Annotated in this window: 21 protein-coding genes and 1 tRNA gene; 12 read left to right on the top strand and 10 right to left on the bottom strand. The window is 72.1% G+C overall.

Going from position 1 to position 18,286, the window contains the following annotated elements; all coding sequences use genetic code 11:
- Nucleotides 1–123: 123 nt before the first annotated feature.
- Genes AC1DZC_RS03750 through AC1DZC_RS03740 form a run of 3 tightly spaced genes read right to left on the bottom strand, consistent with a single transcriptional unit; the run spans nt 124 to nt 1,917 of the window.
- Complete coding sequence (locus AC1DZC_RS03750) at nt 124–987, bottom strand: NAD(P)H-hydrate dehydratase (RefSeq protein WP_477042293.1); 864 nt, start codon at nt 985–987, stop codon at nt 124–126.
- On the bottom strand, nt 971–1,729 hold the full coding sequence (locus AC1DZC_RS03745; protein WP_477042292.1) for a histidine phosphatase family protein: 759 nt from the start codon (nt 1,727–1,729) through the stop codon (nt 971–973). Before AC1DZC_RS03745 ends, AC1DZC_RS03750 begins: the two co-directional genes overlap by 17 nt.
- Nucleotides 1,726–1,917, bottom strand: coding sequence for a hypothetical protein (locus AC1DZC_RS03740; protein ID WP_477042291.1), 192 nt, complete (start codon nt 1,915–1,917; stop codon nt 1,726–1,728). Before AC1DZC_RS03740 ends, AC1DZC_RS03745 begins: the two co-directional genes overlap by 4 nt.
- Before the next feature lie 183 nt (nt 1,918–2,100).
- On the opposite strand from AC1DZC_RS03740, the gene AC1DZC_RS03735 reads away from it, so the two are divergent.
- The 4 genes from AC1DZC_RS03735 (at nt 2,101) to AC1DZC_RS03720 (ending at nt 5,572) form a co-directional block, all read left to right on the top strand.
- Nucleotides 2,101–2,877 carry an aldo/keto reductase gene (locus tag AC1DZC_RS03735; RefSeq protein WP_477042290.1) on the top strand — a complete coding sequence of 259 codons (777 nt, stop codon included), beginning with the start codon at nt 2,101–2,103 and terminating at the stop codon, nt 2,875–2,877.
- 134 nt (nt 2,878–3,011) lie between these two features.
- Nucleotides 3,012–4,214, top strand: a complete 1,203-nt coding sequence (locus AC1DZC_RS03730; RefSeq protein WP_477042289.1) for a zinc-dependent alcohol dehydrogenase — start codon at nt 3,012–3,014, stop codon at nt 4,212–4,214.
- Entirely contained in the window at nt 4,214–4,654 is a 441-nt protein-coding gene (locus AC1DZC_RS03725) for an SRPBCC family protein (protein ID WP_477042288.1), read from the top strand. The genes AC1DZC_RS03730 and AC1DZC_RS03725 overlap by 1 nt, the downstream gene beginning before the upstream one ends.
- A gap of 93 nt (nt 4,655–4,747) precedes the next feature.
- Complete coding sequence (locus AC1DZC_RS03720; RefSeq protein ID WP_477042287.1) at nt 4,748–5,572, top strand: maleylpyruvate isomerase family mycothiol-dependent enzyme; 825 nt, start codon at nt 4,748–4,750, stop codon at nt 5,570–5,572.
- A gap of 86 nt (nt 5,573–5,658) precedes the next feature.
- Here the strand turns inward: AC1DZC_RS03720 and AC1DZC_RS03715 are convergent, their stop codons facing one another.
- Nucleotides 5,659–5,922: a hypothetical protein gene (locus tag AC1DZC_RS03715; RefSeq protein ID WP_477042286.1), complete on the bottom strand. Its 264-nt coding sequence runs from the start codon at nt 5,920–5,922 to the stop codon at nt 5,659–5,661.
- 14 nt (nt 5,923–5,936) lie between these two features.
- A complete protein-coding gene (locus AC1DZC_RS03710; RefSeq protein WP_477042285.1) occupies nt 5,937–6,791 on the bottom strand; it encodes a nuclear transport factor 2 family protein in 855 nt (284 codons plus the stop codon).
- A gap of 150 nt (nt 6,792–6,941) precedes the next feature.
- Between AC1DZC_RS03710 and AC1DZC_RS03705 the strand changes: the two genes are divergently transcribed.
- Genes AC1DZC_RS03705 through AC1DZC_RS03690 form a run of 4 tightly spaced genes read left to right on the top strand, consistent with a single transcriptional unit; the run spans nt 6,942 to nt 9,691 of the window.
- Nucleotides 6,942–7,442 carry a VOC family protein gene (locus AC1DZC_RS03705; protein WP_477042284.1) on the top strand — a complete coding sequence of 167 codons (501 nt, stop codon included), beginning with the start codon at nt 6,942–6,944 and terminating at the stop codon, nt 7,440–7,442.
- Nucleotides 7,443–7,455: 13 nt separating this feature from the next.
- On the top strand, nt 7,456–7,623 hold the full coding sequence (locus tag AC1DZC_RS03700; RefSeq protein ID WP_477039040.1) for a hypothetical protein: 168 nt from the start codon (nt 7,456–7,458) through the stop codon (nt 7,621–7,623).
- The gene (locus AC1DZC_RS03695) at nt 7,620–8,951 is read left to right on the top strand and encodes a dihydrolipoyl dehydrogenase family protein (protein ID WP_477039039.1); all 1,332 of its coding nucleotides are present in this window, start codon (nt 7,620–7,622) and stop codon (nt 8,949–8,951) included. Before AC1DZC_RS03700 ends, AC1DZC_RS03695 begins: the two co-directional genes overlap by 4 nt.
- Nucleotides 8,948–9,691: an SDR family oxidoreductase gene (locus AC1DZC_RS03690; RefSeq protein ID WP_477042283.1), complete on the top strand. Its 744-nt coding sequence runs from the start codon at nt 8,948–8,950 to the stop codon at nt 9,689–9,691. The genes AC1DZC_RS03695 and AC1DZC_RS03690 overlap by 4 nt, the downstream gene beginning before the upstream one ends.
- Before the next feature lie 5 nt (nt 9,692–9,696).
- Here AC1DZC_RS03690 and AC1DZC_RS03685 read toward each other — a convergent pair whose 3' ends face one another.
- From AC1DZC_RS03685 to AC1DZC_RS03670, 4 genes are all read right to left on the bottom strand, one after another.
- Nucleotides 9,697–11,418 (bottom strand): MOSC domain-containing protein, encoded by a 1,722-nt coding sequence (locus AC1DZC_RS03685; protein ID WP_477042282.1) that lies wholly within the window; start codon nt 11,416–11,418, stop codon nt 9,697–9,699.
- Nucleotides 11,419–11,422: 4 nt separating this feature from the next.
- On the bottom strand, nt 11,423–12,046 hold the full coding sequence (locus tag AC1DZC_RS03680; protein WP_477042281.1) for a redoxin domain-containing protein: 624 nt from the start codon (nt 12,044–12,046) through the stop codon (nt 11,423–11,425).
- 302 nt (nt 12,047–12,348) lie between these two features.
- Nucleotides 12,349–12,717, bottom strand: a complete 369-nt coding sequence (locus tag AC1DZC_RS03675) for a cyclophilin-like fold protein (RefSeq protein ID WP_477042454.1) — start codon at nt 12,715–12,717, stop codon at nt 12,349–12,351.
- A gap of 238 nt (nt 12,718–12,955) precedes the next feature.
- Nucleotides 12,956–13,975: a zinc-dependent alcohol dehydrogenase family protein gene (locus AC1DZC_RS03670; RefSeq protein WP_477042280.1), complete on the bottom strand. Its 1,020-nt coding sequence runs from the start codon at nt 13,973–13,975 to the stop codon at nt 12,956–12,958.
- A 141-nt stretch (nt 13,976–14,116) separates the two neighbouring features.
- On the opposite strand from AC1DZC_RS03670, the gene AC1DZC_RS03665 reads away from it, so the two are divergent.
- Both AC1DZC_RS03665 and AC1DZC_RS03660 read left to right on the top strand, forming a co-directional pair.
- On the top strand, nt 14,117–14,992 hold the full coding sequence (locus AC1DZC_RS03665; RefSeq protein ID WP_477042279.1) for a helix-turn-helix transcriptional regulator: 876 nt from the start codon (nt 14,117–14,119) through the stop codon (nt 14,990–14,992).
- A 29-nt stretch (nt 14,993–15,021) separates the two neighbouring features.
- Nucleotides 15,022–15,606 carry a sugar O-acetyltransferase gene (locus AC1DZC_RS03660; RefSeq protein ID WP_477042278.1) on the top strand — a complete coding sequence of 195 codons (585 nt, stop codon included), beginning with the start codon at nt 15,022–15,024 and terminating at the stop codon, nt 15,604–15,606.
- Between the two features lie 317 nt (nt 15,607–15,923).
- On the opposite strand, the gene AC1DZC_RS03655 is transcribed toward AC1DZC_RS03660, so the two are convergent.
- Nucleotides 15,924–15,997: transfer RNA gene (locus tag AC1DZC_RS03655), tRNA-Leu, on the bottom strand.
- 148 nt (nt 15,998–16,145) lie between these two features.
- On the opposite strand from AC1DZC_RS03655, the gene AC1DZC_RS03650 reads away from it, so the two are divergent.
- On the top strand, nt 16,146–16,775 hold the full coding sequence (locus AC1DZC_RS03650; protein ID WP_477042453.1) for an ANTAR domain-containing response regulator: 630 nt from the start codon (nt 16,146–16,148) through the stop codon (nt 16,773–16,775).
- Between the two features lie 202 nt (nt 16,776–16,977).
- A complete protein-coding gene (locus AC1DZC_RS03645; protein ID WP_477042277.1) occupies nt 16,978–18,252 on the top strand; it encodes an ABC transporter substrate-binding protein in 1,275 nt (424 codons plus the stop codon).
- The last annotated feature ends 34 nt before the right edge of the window (nt 18,253–18,286 follow it).

Here is an 18,286-nt window from a genome sequence, read left to right as displayed (position 1 = left end):
GCCTCGGGAGCGACGGGCGGCCACGTTCTCGACCCGCCCGCAAGCCTAGGCATCGTCGATCGCGTCTGCGAGGGCTGCGCAGCTGCGACGGCGTCGTCACCCCGCCGGCCTCGCTGACGAGACCTAGGCAGACAGCTCGGTCAGAAGACCCGGGACCTCGTCGACGAGCTCGCCGGCCAGGTATCCGACCCGGCCGACGCGGACGGCCAGCCGATCGCCGGCGGCGGCATGCAGGTGCGTGGCCCAGCATGCCGCCTGCTCGGCGTCGGCACCCCGGGCCAGCAGACCGACGAGGATGCCGGCGAGGACGTCCCCGCTGCCCGAGGTGGCCAGCCCGGGCGACCCCGTCGTCATCTGCCACGAGCGCCCGTCCGCTGCGGCGACGGTGCCACGGCAGGACACGACGGCGCCGTACTTCTCCGCGATACGTCGGGGAGCGTCGTCCGTGACGTCGTCGACCCCGAGCAGGATCGCCGCCTCGGTCTCGTTGGGCGTGAGCACGAGGCGGCCGGCAAGGGACTCGGCCACCTCGGTGACCCGGGGCAGGACGCCGAGGGCGTAGGCGTCCACCAGCACGGGAGTCGTCTTGCCGATCCTGGGGGTGATCGCACGCAAGAGGTCGACCGTCCGGTCGGCGTCGTCGAGCCCGGGCCCGACGAGCACGGCATCCGCCGCGGCGAGATCCTCGTCGAGGATCTCCGTCCCGGTGCCGTCCGGGGCGCCGGACTCCGTCTCGGGAAGACCGTGGACGCCCGCCTCGGGGAGTGCGACCGCCAGCTGGACGGCGACCGTCCGTGCCACGGCGACCGTCAGTCGACCGGCTCCCGCTCGGAGTGCGGACCTGCCCGCCAGCAGGGCCGCACCGGGCGCGGACCGAGCACCGCCGACGACCACGACCTCCCCCCGGGAGTACTTGGAGCCACCTGGCGCGGGCAGCGGCCAGTCGCGCAGCACCGCCACCGTGAGCGGCTCAGTGCGGGAGGGCATCGCGGTCTCCGGCGTGCTGGGTGACGGGCGTGTCCTGCCGGACCAGGTGCTCGTCCTCGTTCTCCTCGCGTGCCTCCCAGCCGTCCGCTCCCCGGACGAGGCGAGTGACGGCGGCGTTGCGCACCGGGGCGTGGCGAGCGAGATCGAGCACCTCTCGCTCGGACAGGCCCTCGCATGCGTAGCGGATGCACATGATCACCGCGTCGTGGGCCACCACGAGCACACGGCGCCCGTCCTCGATCCGGGCCAGGTCCCCCAGGAACGCCCGAACCCGGAGCACGAGGTCCGCCCAGGACTCCCCGCCCGGTGGCCGGTAGTAGAACTTGCCGAGCTGCCGTCGCCGTGCGCTCTCCGCCGGGAACCGGGCGTCCACACCGGTCGCCGTGAGTCGATCGAGGATGCCCAGCTCGCGATCGCGCAGGCGCTCGTCCTGACGCAGGGACAGGTCGGAGCCGGCAGCCCGCAGCGCGATCGTCGCGGTCTGCACGGCCCGCACGTACGGCGAGCACCAGACCACCTCGGGGCCGGCGTCCGCGGCCTGCTCGGCGAGCCAGGCCCCGAACGCCGCTGCCTGCTGCTCGCCGAGCGACGACAGCGGGGTGTCCGCGTCCCGGGTCTCGAGCTCGAGCTCCTCGTGCCCTGCCCGCTCAGCGCGTGTCGCCGCGACGTTGCCGACGCTCTCACCGTGGCGGACGAGGATCAGCTCCCGTGCACCGCTGCGGGTCCGATCGGGCGCCCTCACGGCGAGTCAGCCGGTTCGTCGGTGATCGGCCGGTCGTCACCGGGGTCGGCGTGCGCGCGCCGGTCACCGACCACCAGCTCCGCCACGTCGTCTCCGGCCTGGGCGATGGTGGGCGACGGGCCGTCACCGCGCTCCTCGACCAGCGGTTCGGGTGGCCTGTTCTCGTCGCGTTGCTGTCCTGCGGTCATCGATGCGCTCCGGTGCCGTCCGTCGTGAGCTCGCACAGCGGCCCGCGCGTTGCGCCGAGCCCCGGTGCCGGCCCGCTGCTCGACCGGGATTTCACGGTATCCGGCCGACCGGCCGGCGCAACCGGCCGCAGATCCTTCGCGGGTTCGCTCGCGCGCCGGTGGAACGCCACGCATCCTGGATCGATGATCCACGTCCACGTGCCCACCCTCGCTCTGCCGGGCGGGGCGATCCCCGTCGTCGGTCTCGGTACCTGGCAGGCGGGCGGTGGCGCGGCCGAGCGGGCCGTCAGCGCCGCTCTGCAGCTGGGCTACCGCCACATCGACACCGCCACCATGTACCGCAACGAGGCCGAGGTGGGACGCGCGCTCGCGACGGTCGGCATCGAGCGCGACGACGTCTTCGTCACCAGCAAGCTCCCGCCCGAACGCGTCGGGCGCGAACGGCGGACGCTCATCGAGTCGCTGGCCGCGCTCCACCTCGACCACCTGGACCTCTGGCTCATCCACTGGCCGCCAGGCGGTGCTGCGGCGCCGCGGACGTGGGACGCGTTCCGCGCAGCCCGGGACGAGGGACTGGTCCGCTCGATCGGCGTCTCGAACTACTCGATCGCGCAGATCGACGAGCTGATCGACGCGACCGGCGAGACGCCCGCCGTGAACCAGATCCCGTACAGCCCGGCGGACCATTACCCGGAGCTGCTCGCCGCGCACCGCGAGCGGGGGATCGTCGTCGAGGGCTACAGCCCGCTGAAGCGCTCCGACCTGCGGGCCCCGGCCCTGGCCGAGACGGCCACTGCGCACGACGTCACGCCCGCTCAGGTGGTGATCCGCTGGCATCTGCAGCACGAGGTGGTCGTGATCCCCAAGTCGACCGACCGGGACCGGATCGCCGCCAACCTCGACGTGCTCGGGTTCGAGCTCACAGCCTCGGAGATGGCCCGGATCGACGCGCTCGCCTGAGGTACGCCTGTCCGGACCTTCCGACGGCGCCGAGCGGCGTGCGGTCCCGGCTCGAGTCGCGATGGCCGACGGGGGAGCGCACGATGCCTGTCAGGTGCAGAGACGTCGCCGGCCTGACGACCAGGAGGACCGACGTGCGAGCACTCACCTGGCAAGGACGCGAGGACGTCCGGGTCGAGACCGTCCCCGACCCCCGTATCGAGGAGCCGACCGACGCGATCGTGCGGGTCACGTCGACCGCGATCTGCGGATCGGACCTGCACCTGTACAGCGTGCTGGGGATGTACCTCGACAAGGGCGACATCCTCGGGCACGAGACGATGGGTGTCGTCGAGGAGGTCGGGCCACAGGCGTCACGGCTCAAGCCCGGCGACCGGGTCGTCGTGCCGTTCGGGATCGCGTGCGGGACCTGTTGGATGTGCACGCACGGCCTCACCTCGCAGTGCGAGACGACGCAGGTGCGCGACCAGGACAAGGGTGCCGCCCTCTTCGGGTACACCAAGCTGTACGGCCAGGTCCCGGGCGGGCAGGCGCAGTACCTGCGGGTCCCGCAGGCACAGTTCGGACCCGTGGTCATTCCGGACGACGGCTCGCCCGACGAGCGCTACCTGTACCTCTCGGACGTCCTGCCGACCGCGTGGCAGGCGGTCGAGTACGCGCAGGTGCGGCCGGGCGGCTCGGTCGTCGTCGTGGGGCTGGGGCCGATCGGGCAGATGGCGGCGCGCATCGCTGCGCACCGCGGAGCCGGGCGGGTGATCGGCCTGGACCTCGTTCCGGAACGTCTGGCCATGGCCCGCCGGCACGGCATCGACGTGCTCGACGTGACGGAGGTCGACGACCTCGAGTCCGCCGTGCGCGACCTCACGGACGGGCGCGGTGCCGACGCCACGATCGACGCCGTCGGGATGGAGGCGCACGGGTCGCCCGCAGCGACGGGCGCCCAGAAGGTCGCCGGCCTCCTGCCGGACGTCCTGGCGCGACCGATGATCGAGAAGGCCGGGATCGACCGCCTGGCCGCCTTGCAGACGGCCATCCGGCTGGCGCGGCGCGGCGGCACGGTGTCGATCTCCGGCGTCTACGGCGGTGCGGTGGACCCCATGCCCATGATGGACCTCTTCGACCGCCAGCTGACCCTGCGGATGGGGCAGGCGAACGTCCGTCGCTGGGTCGACGACCTCCTGCCCCTGGTCTCGGGGGACGACGACCCGCTCGGCGTGCTCGACCTGCGCACGCACCGGCTCCCGCTGGAGCAGGCTCCTGAGGCCTATGCGATGTTCCAGGCCAAGGAGGACGGCTGCATCAAGGTCGTCCTGGACCCGGCGGAGCCGGCGAGCTGATGGCGACGGTCACCAGGGTGATGGGCTGTTCGTCGCAGGCCGTCCTGGACGTGCTGGCCGACGGCTGGACCTACGCCACGTGGGTGGTCGGGACGTCGCGGCTGCGCACCGTCGACGCGGACTTCCCGGCGCCCGGGTCCGTGATCGCCCACTCGTTCGGTGTGTGGCCCGCGGTGATCGACGACGAGACGATCGTGCGGGCGTGGCGTCCGGACCGCGGCATCGAGCTGCAGGCCCGCGGCTGGCCGGCAGGAGAGGCGCGGGTCCGCATCGACGTGCGTCCCGACAAGGACGGCTGCTCGGTGCGGATGGACGAGGATGCCGTGCGCGGACCCGGCCTGCTGGTGCCCCGGGTGCTGCGCGCGGCGGTGCTCACTCGTCGCAACACCGAGGCCCTCCAGCGACTCGCCCACCTGGCTGAGGGCCGCCCTGCGCCCTGACCCGGTCAGCTGTCCGCGCTCCTGCTGTGCGGTGGCTCCCGTGCCCGTGCCCGCGCCAAAAGGGCTGGCGCGGGCCTGCGATAGTCGGTCTCCATGGATGGTGCGCACCTTGGCCCGCGGCTCGACGCACGGCCACACTTCGCCCCCGAGCTCGCCGAGCTGCTGCGGACCCTGCGCGCCCTGGGTCCGCAGGACTGGCAGCGACCAGCTGTTCCTGGGTGGACCGTGCACGACGTCACCGCACACCTGCTCGGCGACTGCTACGGGCGGCTGAGCGGAGGTCGCGACGGGTATCGCGACGGCCCCGCGCCAGCTGCCGACGAGCCCCTGCCGCGGTACATCGACCGCATGAACCAGCAGTGGGTGACCGCGTTCGCCCGGGTCAGCCCAGGTGTGCTGATCGACACGCTCGAGCTCATCGGTGGTCAGGCGGTCGAGTTCTTCGAGACTGCCGATCTCGACAGGCCGTCGATCGGTGTCTCCTGGGCAGGGATCGATCCTGCGCCGATGTGGCTGGACGCGGCTCGTGAGTACACCGAGCTCTGGACGCACCGCCAGCAGATCCGCCACGCGGTCGGGCAGGGCACCGACCCGGACGCACACAGGCTGGCGTTCGTGCTCGACACATTCATGCGGGCGTTGCCCCACACCCTGAGCTCGACCCCGGCCGACGTCGGGACGCAGGTCCAGGTCCGGGTCGGCCCCTGGGCGTGGACCGTGACTCGCGCTACGACGGGCTGGTCGCTGGCTGTCCCGTACCAGGGCGTGCCCGCAGCATCGGTAGAGCTCGATCCGGAGTCCGCGTGGCGCTTGTGCGTGCGCGGCATCGAACCGGCCGAGGCGCTGGCGAGGGCCGCCGTCGCCGGCGACCCGGCTCTGGCGGCCGCGGCCTGCGAGGTGCTGTCGATCGTGCGTTGAACGCCCGTGCCGTCACGTGAGGTGTGTCTGCTGAGGGGCAGGGCACCGATGCGGGTGCCGGTGAAGCCCGTGCGGTTCTGCGTGCGTCAGCCGCGGTGGACGGTGACCGTCACACCGTCGGTGTACACGTTGTTGGTCAGCGCGAGCAGCGGGGCCGTGGTGCCCGGCGCGATGATCGCGCAGTCGGCGACCCTGGTGTTGCGGCCGAACACGTTGTCCTTGAACGAGAGTCCCCGCAGCCCGCCTCCGCCGAAGTGCGCCTGGACCGCGACGGCCCGCAGCCCGGGGGTTGATGCCGACGAAGAGCAGCCGCGTCGGGCTCCCGAGGAGGTCGGGAAGGCCCTGGCCACGGTACGAGTCCAGGTCAGCTCGGCTGAGCCGCACGCGAGAACCGCTCGACCGGAGGCTCGACGTCGTCATAGATGCGCACCGCCGTCAGCCGGTCGTCCGCATCCCGCTCGTAGACGGCCACGCCTGCCTGGGGCGGGAACTCCCCGTCGCCCCAGCGGACGCAGTTGTACTCGACCGCGGACCGAGCACCGTCGTCGGTCACGGTGCAAGGCTGCAGCTCGATGCCGCCCCCCGCGCTGAAGCTCGTCGTGAAGTAGGCACGCAGCTGCTCGCTCCCGCGGTGCGCCGCGTGCGGACCGAAGGACTCGCGCAGGTACGCGTCGTCGGCGAACACCGTCATGACGGCGTCGAGGTCGGCGCCTGCCAGCGCCGTCTGGAAGCGCCCGACGACGCCGTCGAGGGCGTGGTGGCTCGCCGGCAGGACGGGTGGCCGGACGTGCCGCCGGCCGTCGACCGGCCACTGGCTGCAGTAGGTGCGGAAGACGATCGACCGGTCGTCCGGAGACTCGGCGACGACGGCGACGGGCCAGTCCGTGGCGTTCCCCTCGTCGTCGTCGACGCGGGCCAGCAGCTCCACTACGGCGCGTCGCCCATCGGTGGTGGAGGCGACGGTCTCGACGCGGGCGTGGTGGCCGGCCAGCCAGGCCGTGTTGCGCTTGACGAACTGCCGGAGCTGCGAGTGGCCGTGCACCTCGCCGACGCGCGGGTCGTGGACCACCACGTGGCCGGGCCACACGTACTCCAGGTCGCGGGAGTCGCCCGTGTCCAGAGCCCTCAGGTACTGCGCGACCGGGTCGGCATGCACCTGCTCGCGCGCCTGCTTGCGGGCCAGCTCGGCGGCGGAGACGAACTCCGGGAACCACGGCATCCCGTCACAATGCACCCTCGCCGACGCCGGCGACAGGGGGCGGTGAACCCTTGACGACGCCTGTTGCCGAGAGCATGTTGTGACACGAGCACCGGACCACGTCGCCGTGGGGGTTTCTCTCGCGGAGACAGCTACGCGAAGGAGCAGGGGATGACCAGCACCGACATGAACAGTGCGAGCTCCGCCGCGAGCCCGCCGGTGGAGCCGGGGCAGGTGAGGCTCGAGGTGGTGGTCATCCCGGTTTCCGACGTCGACCGCGCCAAGGTCTTCTACGAGTCGCTGGGCTGGCGGCTCGACGCCGACCTCGCGGTCGACGAGGGCTACCGGGTGGTGCAGCTGACGCCGCCGGGGTCGGCGTGCTCCATCATCTTCGGCACGGGCCTGACGGCGGCGGCGCCCGGCTCGTTCGAGGGCCTGCAGCTCTCTGTCTACGACATCGACGCTGCGCGCGCCGACCTGGTCGGGCGGGGCGTCGAGGTGAGCGAGCCGTTCCACGACGAGACCGGCATCTTCCATCACGCCGGTACCGCGGGACGGGTCGACGGCGCCGCACCCGGTCACGCCGACTACGGCTCGTTCGTCGCGTTCAACGATCCGGACGGCAACGGCTGGCTGCTCCAGGAGATCAAGACGCGCCTGCCCGGTCGATGAGGGGGATGACCCGATGGACACGAGCTACGAGTCCGTGAGCGATCTGGCCGCCGCCCTGCGCCGCGCCGCCGCGGCCCACGGCGAGCACGAGGCGCGGACGGGCCAGGACGACCCGGACTGGCCCGACTGGTACGCGCTCTACATGGTCCGCGAGCGCGCCGGCGACGAGCTGCCGACGTGACCGCCGACTACGACGTGATCGTGCTCGGCGGGGGTTCGCCCGGTGAGCACTGCGCAGGCGCCCTGGCCGAGGGTGGGCTGCGCGTCGCCGTCGTCGAGCGGGAGCTGGTCGGCGGGGAGTGCTCGTACTGGGCGTGCATCCCGTCGAAGACCCTGCTGCGGCCGGGCGAGGCCGTGCACGCCGCTCGCGAGGCCGCTGCGACGGCCGAGGTCGACCTCGAGGCCGTGTTCGCCTGGCGCAACTTCCAGGTCTCGGACTACTCCGACGCCGGTCAGGTGACGTGGCTCGCGGACAACGGCATCGACCTGCTGCGGGGGGACGGACGGCTCGCCGGACCCGGTGCCGTGGAGGTCGACGGCGTGCGGCACACGGCCGACCACGTCGTGCTCGCCAACGGCGCCTCGCCGATCGTTCCCCCGGTGCCCGGACTACGTGAGCTGGACGGCCTCTGGACCAGCCGCGAGGCCACCTCGATGACGGCGGTCCCGCGTCGCCTGCTCATCATGGGCGGCGGACCGGTCGGGGTGGAGATCGCACAGGTCGTCCGCCGGCTCGGGGGCGAGGTGGCCTTGGTCGACCGGTCCGCGCACGTGCTCGGGCGGGAGCCCGCGCCGCTCGGCGAGGCGCTCGGCGAGGTGCTGCGCGGCGAGGGCGTCGAGCTCGTCCTGTCGGCCGGTGTGGCCCGAGCGCGGCGCGACGCGGACGACTACGTCCTGGAGCTCGACGACGGGCGCGAGCTGCGCGGCGACAAGCTGCTCGTCGCCACGGGACGCCGGCCGCGCGTGCACGACCTCGGCCTCGAGACCGTCGGCATCGAGCCCGACGACAAGGGCGTGCCCGTCGACGAGCGCCTGCGCGTCACCGACGGCCTGTGGGCGATCGGCGACGTGACCGGGCTCTGGCCGCTGACGCACGTCGGCAAGTACCAGGGCGACGTGGTCGCGGCGAACATCCTGGGGGAGCGACGGGCCGCCAGCTACGAGGCCGTCCCGCGGGTGACGTACACCGACCCGCAGGCGGCGGCCGTGGGCATCGCGGACGACCGCTATCAGGCGACCGTCCCGGTGTCCGGCGTGGCGAAGACGTCGACCTACACGCGCGCCTACGCCGAGAGCAACGGGTTCCTCACGCTCGTCAGCGACGGCGAGCGGCTGACCGGCGCCTACGCGCTCGGACCGGAGGCGGGCGAGTGGCTGCAGCAGGCCACGCTGGCCATACGCGCCCACGTGCCGATCGACGTCCTGGCCGACACGATCCAGCCCTTCCCGACCTTCTCGGAGATCTACGTCCCCGCGCTGAAGGCCCTGCGCGGCGAGATCGCCCGATGAGCCGGGCTGCGCGTGAGCCCGCGCTGGCGGGCCAGACGGTCGTCGTGATCGGCGGGAGCGCGGGCATCGGGCTGGCGACCGCACGGCTGGCGCGGTCCGAGGGCGCCGACGTGGTGCTGACGGCTCGCGACCCCGACCGGCTCCGCCGTGCGGCCGACGAGGTCGGCGCGCGGAGCACCGCCGCGTTCGACGCGAACGACCTCGCCGCCCTGGAGAGCTTCTTCGCCGGGCTCGCCGCCCCGATCGACCACGTCATGGTCACCGCCGGTACGCCGTTCTACGCGCCGCTGCTCGACATGGACCTCGAGGACGCGCGCCGCGCCCTCGCCGAGCACCCGATGGTGATGCTCGGCGTGGCCCGCTTCACCGTGGGCCGGATCCGTCAGGGCGGGACGCTGCTGTTCATGGGCGGCACGGGCGCGCGCCAGCCGGCCGTGGGTCTGTCGATCACCGCGGCCCTGACCGCGGCCCTGCCAGTGCTGGCGGCCAACCTCGCGCTCGAGCTCGCCCCGGTGCGCGTCAACCTCGTCGCCGCCGGTTTCGTCGACACCCCGCTGTCCGCGTCGCTGCTGGGGGACGGGCTCGACGCACGGCGCGACCAGCTGCGCGCCACGTTGCCCATCGGTCGCGTCGTCGGGCCCGACGACGTCGCGGCGCTGGCGGTTCACGTCATGGCGAACACGGCCCTGACCGGGGCGACGTTCGACGTCGACGGCGGCCAGCAGGTCCTCCGCGGGTAGATCCGTCAGAGGTCGATCACAAGGTCCGTGGTCGGCCGGGCCGAGCAGATGAGCAGCTCGTCGTCCCCGGGCGGCTCGAGCGGCGGGGTCCCGTACGACGCCGAGCCTGCCAGCACGGCGGTCACGCACGTGTGGCACACGCCCGTGCGGCACGACCACTGCGTCGGGACGTCGCAGGCTTCGGCGAGCTCGAGCACGGAGTCGTACGTGTCGGACCACCCGGTCGAGAGCCCGGAACGGGCGAACGTCACGGCCGGGCCGGTCCCCGGCGGAACCGGTGGCTGGTGGGGCGGCGGCGCGTCCGCCGCGACGACGCCGGGGTTGATCGGGGAGCGCGAGCCGAACTGCTCGGTGCGGACCCGGCTCGGGTCGAGGCCGACGGCGGTGAGGGCGGCCACGATGTCGTCCATGAACGGCTCCGGGCCGCAGACGTAGGCGATCGCGTCGATGGGAAGCTCGAGCCCGGTGATCACTGCCGCGGTGAGCCGCCCAGCCCGGGCTCCCGCCGGCAGCGGGCGGCTCGGCGTCGTGTAGACGACGAGCGAACGAGCCCGCGGGAGGTGTGCCACCAGGTCGGCCGCCTCGGAGCCGAGGACCTGCGTCTGCTCGTCGTGGGTCGTGTGGATCCACCACACCTCGCGCGTGCTGCGCGTGCTCGCGAGCCGGTGCAGCATCGCGAGCACGGGCGTCACCCCGATGCCCGCGGAGACGAGCACGACCGGGCCGTCGCCGTCGTCGAGCACGAAGCCGCCGCGCGGCGCCGCGACCTCGATCCGGTCCCCGGGGTGCAGGAGCGCACGCAGGCGACCGCTGATCCCGCCGTCGGGCTCGGCCTTCACGCTGATCCGGTACTCGCCGCCGCCCGGGTCGCCCGAGAGCGAGTACGTCCGCACGGGCGCCGGGTCGCCGGCCCCCCGCACGCGCACGCTGACGAACTGGCCGGCCTCGAACGCGGGCAGGGCGTCGTCGGCCGTCAGCCGGAACGACGTCACGGTGGCGGACTCGGCGACGACGTCCGTCACGGTCAGCGCGCGGAAGCCCGGCCACGACGGCTTCGTCGCGACCGCGACGCCGGCGGGTTGGGCGCCGCCGTCGAGCATGCTCCGGAACGACTGGCGCCAACCGGGGCTCAGAGCCGGGATGTCGAGCGCGGTCTCGAGCCGCGTCGCGTCGTGCCCCGGCAGGTACAGCAGCGCGTCGACGTCCGCCACGGTCAGCTCGTGCGGTCCGCGCCCGGTGCGTTCGATCGGGTCGCCGGCGCGGACACGGCCCTCGGTCAGCACACGCATGTAGAAGCCCGGGCGGTGGTGGGCGACGAGCAAGGACGGGAGCTGCGGCTGTCCCAGGCGCATCCCCACGCGGAAACAGGTGACGCGCGGTTGCGTGACCTCGAACTCCGCCTCGCCGATGCGATAGCGGTCGCCGATGCAGACCTCGTCGTCGCCGAGCCCGTCGACCGTGAAGTTCTCGCCGAACGCTCCGTGCTCGAGGTCGTCGCGCCCGAAGACCTCCTGCCAGTGGCGGTAGGACTCGATCTGGTAGACGAGGACGGCGCGCTGCTCGCCGCCGTGGCCGGCCAGGTCGCCCTGCCCGTCGCCGTCGATGTTGAGGCGGCGGACCATCCGCGGGCCGTGCACCTCGCTCTTCCAGACGCCGGTGTGCACTGTCCGGCCGCGCCAGGGGACGTCCTGGGGCATCCCGACGTTCACCGACAGGAGCGTGGCCATCGCGTCAGCCGGCCAGGTCCGGATCGCTCAGGCCGCGGGCCTGCCGGACCTGCTCGGGCGACCACCGCTCCCAGCCGTGGAAGCTCGAGACGTCGCCCGCGTCCCACGCCTCGCGTAGTCCGGGGGTGCTGAGGTCCCAGTCCGGCCGGGCCTCGCTCGTGGCGGCACGCAGGTCGCGCCAGAGCTCGTCGACCGACGGACGCCCCCAGAACCAGTAGCCGTTGTAGACGCTGTGGACCACGAGCCCCGGCTTCAGCACGAGCGTGTGGGGGATCATCGGGTCGTTCGCCGGGTCCGTGTACTCCTGGATGTCGAGATCCTGCTGCACGATGCGGCCCGGGTCGGAGAGGAACGGCCAGTGCGCGCCCACCGAGGCGCGAAACTCCTGGAGCGTGTGGCGCTCATCCGTCGCGATGGTGGCGATGCGCGTGTACGCCACCCCCAGCTTGGGCTGCATCGCGGCGAGGTCGAGATGCTGCTGGTGCTCCTTCGGGCAGTAGTGGCCGCGGGCGAGCGTGAGGATCATCGGGTCCTCGCCCTGGATCTCGCTCAGCCGGCGACGGGCTCCCGTCTGATCCGGGAGCTCGTAGTCGGGAAAGACGCCGCCGGGCACGATGTCGGACCGCATGGGCTCTCATCTCTCGTCACGCCGGGACTGCTGCGGGAACCCACCCATCCTTCCGCACCGCTCGCGGCCGCGCAGTCGCACGAGCCCGGAGTCACGCCGGGAGGATGCTGCGAGGCCGTGCAGTCGCGAGTGGCTGTGGGGGTCGTCGCCATGGTCGGGTGGGTCTGGTGCCGCGACGACGTCGCCGGGACGGATCTCGTGGATCTCGCCGCCTGCCCGCCGCTCTGCGTGAAGATCACGGATCTTCTCCTTCCGTTCGGTGGCGCGCGGTTGGATCGGCCGTGCGCGGGACGGCGCCCGGCTCAGCCTTCGTCGGCCGCGATGGTGACGGTGACGTCCCGCGGGCCTGCCGCGAGAAGGTCGATGCCGGCGTCGTCGAAGGTGCCGAGGCGAGCGATGCCGTTCCAGTAGCCGACGTCGCCGTAGTACAGGACCAGGTCTGAGGTGGGCGCGTACCAGCCGATCTCGCCGGGTTCGGGGTCATCGCCCGCGGGCATGCCGTCCATGGTGAGGGCCGGGTCGATGGAGGCGGTCTTCTCGACCGCGTTGTAGTCGACGGAGGTGAGAGTCAGCGGCAGGCGTGTGGCCAAGTCTCGTGCGGCAGGGTTGTCCCACAACCGACCCCGCAGCGTGGTGTCGCCGATCGTGACGGTGACAGCTGTTCCTGGCACGGTTGCGGTCGAGTCCGGTGTGGTGCTCGGAGAGCGGGCCACGGTCGATGTCCTCTCGAGAGTCGAGACCGACTCGCGCGTGCCGGAGCCGGAGCAGGCTGTCAGGCCCAGCGCGAGCAGGGTGGCGGCCGCGGTCAGGATCAGGACGGCTCTGGCCGAGCTTGATCGCACGGGGTACCTCCTTCGGGTCGGAGCCAGGCCCACACGCAGCGGGATGGTGTGGGCCTGACCCTGTTCGTCAGAGGGTGAGCAGGACCTTGGTGGCGCGCCGCTCGTCCATGGCCTGGTAGCCGTCGGCGGCCTGCTCGAGGGGCAGGATCAGGTCGAAGACCTTGCCGGGGTCGATGGCGCGGTCCCAGATGAGCTGGATGAGCTCGGGCAGGAAGCGGCGCACGGGTGCGGGCCCGCCGTGCAGGTGCACGCCGGAGAAGAAGAGCTCCTGACCGGGCAACGACACGTCGTGGGAGACGCCGACGTAGCCGACGTGTCCGCCGGCCCGGGTGGCGCGGATGGCCTGCATCATCGACTCCTGGGTGCCGACGGCCTCGATCGTGCTGTGCGCGCCGAGGCCACCGGTGAGCTCCTTGATGCGTGACACACCCTCGTCCCCGCGCTCCTCGACGATGTCGGTGGCGCCGAACTCGCGGGCGAGGGCCTGCCGGTCGGCGTGACGCGACATCGCGATGATCCGCTCGGCGCCGAGCTGCTTGGCGGCGAGGACGCCGAGCAGGCCGACCGCGCCGTCCCCGACGACGACAACGGTCTTGCCCGGGCCGACCTCGGCCGCGACGGCGGCGAACCAACCGGTGCCCAGCACGTCGGAGGCGGCCAGCAGCGACGGGATGAGGTCGGGGTCCGGCGTCCCGGGAGTGGCGACGAGCGTGCCGTCGGCGTGCGGGATCCGCGCGTACTCGGCCTGGGCGCCGGGGAGCGCGCCGGGCTGCCGGTGCAGGCAGTGCGTCTGGTAGCCGGCCACGCAGATGTCGCAGGTGTTGTCGGAGGCGAAGAACGATCCGACGACGAAGTCACCGACCTTGACGTTCGCCACGTCTGTGCCGACCTGCTCGACGACACCGACGTATTCGTGGCCCATGGGTTGGTGGTCCACGTCGTCGGCCCCCCGGTAGGGCCAGAGGTCGGATCCGCAGATGCAGGTGGCCGCGAGCTTGAGGATCGCGTCGGTGGGCTCGACGATCGTCGGCCGCTCGGTCTGGTCGACCCGGACGTCGCCCGGGGCGTACATGACGACTGCGCGCATGGTGGTGGTGCCTCTCTGTCGGTATGCCCCCACCCCACCCCCGCCCGCGAGCGTCGGGGAGTCCCTGACGAGGGGTGTACCGCCGGTGCACCTCTCACCATGGACTCCCTCCGCCGACGGACCGGGCCTACGGTCGAGTGCATGGACAACCGAGCGGACGTGCGCGAGTTCCTCATGTCGCGGCGCGCGAAGGTCACCCCCGACGCCGCGGGCGTCATCGGCGGGACCAACCGGCGCGTGCCCGGCCTGCGCCGCAGCGAGGTCGCGGCCCTGGCGGGCGTGAGCGTCGAGTACTACGCCAAGCTCGAGCGCGGGGCGATCGGCGGCGCGTCGGCCTCCGTCCTGGACTCCGTCGCGCAGGCCCTGCAGCTCGACGACTCCGAGCGCGCGCACCTGTTCGACCTCGCCCGCGCCGCGGACGGCATCCCCTCGTCGGGCCGGTCCCGCCGGCGCGGCACGCGCTCGTCGGCACCCCGACCGAGCCTGCATTGGACGCTCTCGGCGATCACCGACGGAGTCGCGTTCGTCCGCGACCAGCGCCAGGACCTGCTGGCCACCAACGCGCTCGGCCGCGCCTTCTACTCGCCCGTCCTCGGCGACGGCGGCCGGACACCGAACCTCGCGCGGTTCCAGTTCCTCGATCCCGCCGCCCGCGACTTCTACCCCGACTGGGACCTGTTCGCCGAGATGTGCGTCGCGATCATGCGCGCCGAGGCGGGCCGCGACCCGCACGACAAGGGGCTGCAGGACCTCGTCGGCGAGCTCTCCACCCGCAGCGAGACCTTCCGCACGCTCTGGGGCGCGCACGACGTCCGCACGCACGGAGCCGGCACCAAACGGTTCCACCACCCCGTGGTCGGCGAGCTCACCCTCGCCTACGAGGAGCTCGCCATCACCGCCGAGCCCGGCCAGGTGCTCATGGTCTACACCGCCGAGCCCGGCTCCCCGTCGGCCGAACGCCTCCGCCTGCTCGCCTCCTGGGCGGCCGACCCGGCGCGCGCCGACGCGTCGTCGTGACCACACCACCTCGACCACAGGGCCAGCAGATGAACCTCCACGACTTCCTCGACCACGTGCGGACCGGCGCCGTCCTGGTGGGCGGGTCCGCGGAGCACGCCTTCCTGCACCAGGCAGCCCAGGACGCCCTGCGGATCACCGCCGAGCTGAACACCGGGTTCCACCCGCCGGAGGAGGTCCGCGCCCTGCTGTCGCGGCTGACCGGCCGAGCGGTGCCGGACTCGGTGACCGTCTTCCCGCCGTTCCACTGCGAGTTCGGCAAGAACCTCACGCTCGGCGACGACGTCTTCATCAACATGGGCTGCACGTTCCAAGACGCCGGGGGAATCACCATCGGCGCCGGCACGCTCATCGGTCACGGCTGCACGGTGGTCACCCTCAACCACGCGGTCGACCCCGCCCGCCGTGCCGACATGATCCCGGCACCGGTCGTCATCGGGCGCAAGGTCTGGCTGGGTGCGGGCGTCACGATCGTCCCGGGCGTGACGATCGGCGACGGTGCGATCGTCGGCGCCGGCGCGGTCGTCACCAAGGACGTGCCGGGCAATGCGGTCGTGGCCGGCGTCCCGGCCCGACTGATTCGAACCACGGGCTTCGACGCGTTCGGCACCTAGCAGCGCACGTGTCGGTGGGTGTCGGGTGGAGGATCGTCACCGCAGAGCGGCGTAGCCTCCTTCAGCAACCAGCTGCGAGGGCGGAGAGGCGGCGGCGGTGTCGTTCGAGGGGCTCCAGGCTCGCGCGTGGGTGCGGAAGACGGTGCCGCGCAGTCTGGGCAAGCGCACCGGTGGGGGACCGGATCCCACTCGGGTAGGGCGTGTGACCTGCAGGTTCGCCCGTGGCTGCCCCCTGCGGGACTTAGCACCGTCCCCACAATGTGCCCGTCGCACAGGCAGAATCTTGTCTTGACCTGCGGTTTTGCGTCGCGTCGAAGTGCCCCGAGTGGGATTCGAACCCACACTGGATCGGGTTTGAGCCGAACGCCTCTGCCGGTTGGGCTATCGGGGCCGTGCAGCAGGATACCGGCCGAGCACAGGACCGAGACGCAGGTGGGCGGGCTCACAGGCGCACCTGCTGCGAACGGACGGGTGGCGCCTACTACTCTGTGCACGTGAGCACCGACGCCAAGCCCGATCCCACGCAGGCCGCCCTCGACCTGAGCTCGACCGCTCCCGAGGCGGAGTCGACGCCGACGCCGGCGCGCGCCGCTCGCCGGGCGGTGGTGGCCGAGGACGAGGCGCTCATCCGCATGGACGTCGTCGAGACGCTGCGCGACGCGGGCTTCGACGTGGTCGGCGAGGCCGGCGACGGCGAGACCGCCGTCCAGCTCGTCACCGACCTCAAGCCGGACGTCGTCGTCATGGACGTCAAGATGCCGATCCTCGACGGGATCTCCGCGGCGGAGCGCATCGGCAAGGCGCACCTGGCACCCGTGGTGCTGCTGACGGCCTTCTCGCAGAAGGAGCTCGTCGAGCGCGCCAACGAGGCGGGCGCCATGGCGTACGTCATCAAGCCGTTCAGCCCCGCCGACCTGCTGCCCGCCGTCGAGATCGCCATCTCGCGGTACGCGCAGATCGCCGCGCTCGAGTCCGAGGTCGCCGACCTGGCGGAGCGGTTCGAGACCCGCAAGCGCGTGGACCGGGCCAAGGGCCTGCTCATGACGAAGATGGGCCTGACCGAGCCGGAGTCGTTCCGGTGGATCCAGAAGACCTCGATGGACCGTCGCCTGACCATGCGCGAGGTGGCCGACGCGGTCATCGAGCAGGTCGGTGGCGGCTCGGCCTGAGTCTCGTCAGGCAAGACAGCAGGTCACGCCGACGTCGCGGTGGCGCCCGGTTTGGTTCGCTCCGTGTCACAACTCGGCAACAACACGCCCCGGTAACTTCCGGTTTCACACGCTGGACACAAACTATGAGTACTTTCACGCCACACTGCAGGATCTCTACCGAGATCCCGCGGATCGCAGTACTCACAGAGGGGTACCACGCATGATTCGTTCGACACACGCAGTCCGGCTCGCGGCCCTGGCAGGCGCTACGGCGCTCGTGCTGGCCGCATGCGGCAGCAGCGACGACAGCGGTGACGGCTCGTCCGAGTCCGCCGCAGCGCCGTCCGCCGATGCGCTGATCATCGGCACGCTCCTTCCGCAGACGGGATCCCTGGCCTACCTCGGCCCGCCCGAGATCGCGGGCGTCGGCCTGGCCGTCAAGGAGATCAACGAGGCCGGTGGCGTCCTGGGCAAGGACGTCGTCCAGGAGGACGCGGACTCGTCCGACGCCGACCACGCCGAGGTTGCGACGCAGTCGGTGACCGACCTTCTCTCCAAGAAGGTCCAGGTCATCATCGGCGCGGCATCCTCGTCGGTCACCCTGAACGTCGTCGACGACATCACCGCCGCGAAGGTCGTGCAGATCTCGCCGGCCAACACGGCCACGAAGCTGTCCGGCTACTCGCCGTACTACTTCCGCACCGCCCCGCCGGACACGGTCCAGGGCGCGGCGCTCGGCAACCTGATCACCGGTGACGGGCACGCGAACGTCGGCATCCTCGTCTTCAACGACGACTACGGCACGTCGCTGCGCGACGTGGCGCAGAAGACGATCGAGGCCGCGGGTGGCACGGTCACCTACGGTGCCAACGGTGCCGGCCAGGAGTTCGACCCGGCTGCGAGCAGCTTCGACTCCGACATCACGGCCCTGCTCGCCACGAACCCCGACTCCGTCGCGGTCCTGGCGTTCGAGCAGACCAAGCAGATCATCCCCGGGCTGGTCGCCGCGGGCGTCTCCCCGGCGAACATCTACCTGGTCGACGGCAACACGGCCGACTACTCCGCGGACTTCCAGCCCGGAACGCTCGAGGGTGCCCAGGGCACCATCCCGGGCGCCTTCCCGAGCGACGAGTTCCAGGCGTCCCTCAAGACGGTCGACCCGAACCTCAAGGACTTCGCGTACGGCCCCGAGTCGTACGACGCGGCCATCCTCGCCGCCCTCGCGGCGGTCAAGGGCGGCGGCACCGACGGCGAGACCATCCAGGCGAACCTGGCTGCGGTCTCGGGTGCCGACGGTGGCGAGGAGTGCTCGTCGTTCAAGGACTGCGTCGCCCTCATCGAGGACGGCAAGGACATCCAGTACAAGGGCCAGGCCGGTGTCGGACCGTTCAACGCCGACAACGACCCGTCCAGCGCGTTCATCGGCGTCTACAAGTACGGGGCCGACAACAAGAATGTCTGGGTCAAGGCCGTCGAGGGCAAGGTCGAGGACTGACCTGACCTGACGCCTCACCCGGCGTGACATCGGC

The sequence above is a fragment of the Cellulomonas sp. P2_B4 genome (assembly GCF_056404795.1).
Note: the sequence above shows the minus strand (reverse complement) of the source record. Positions and strands in the feature narration are given on the sequence as shown.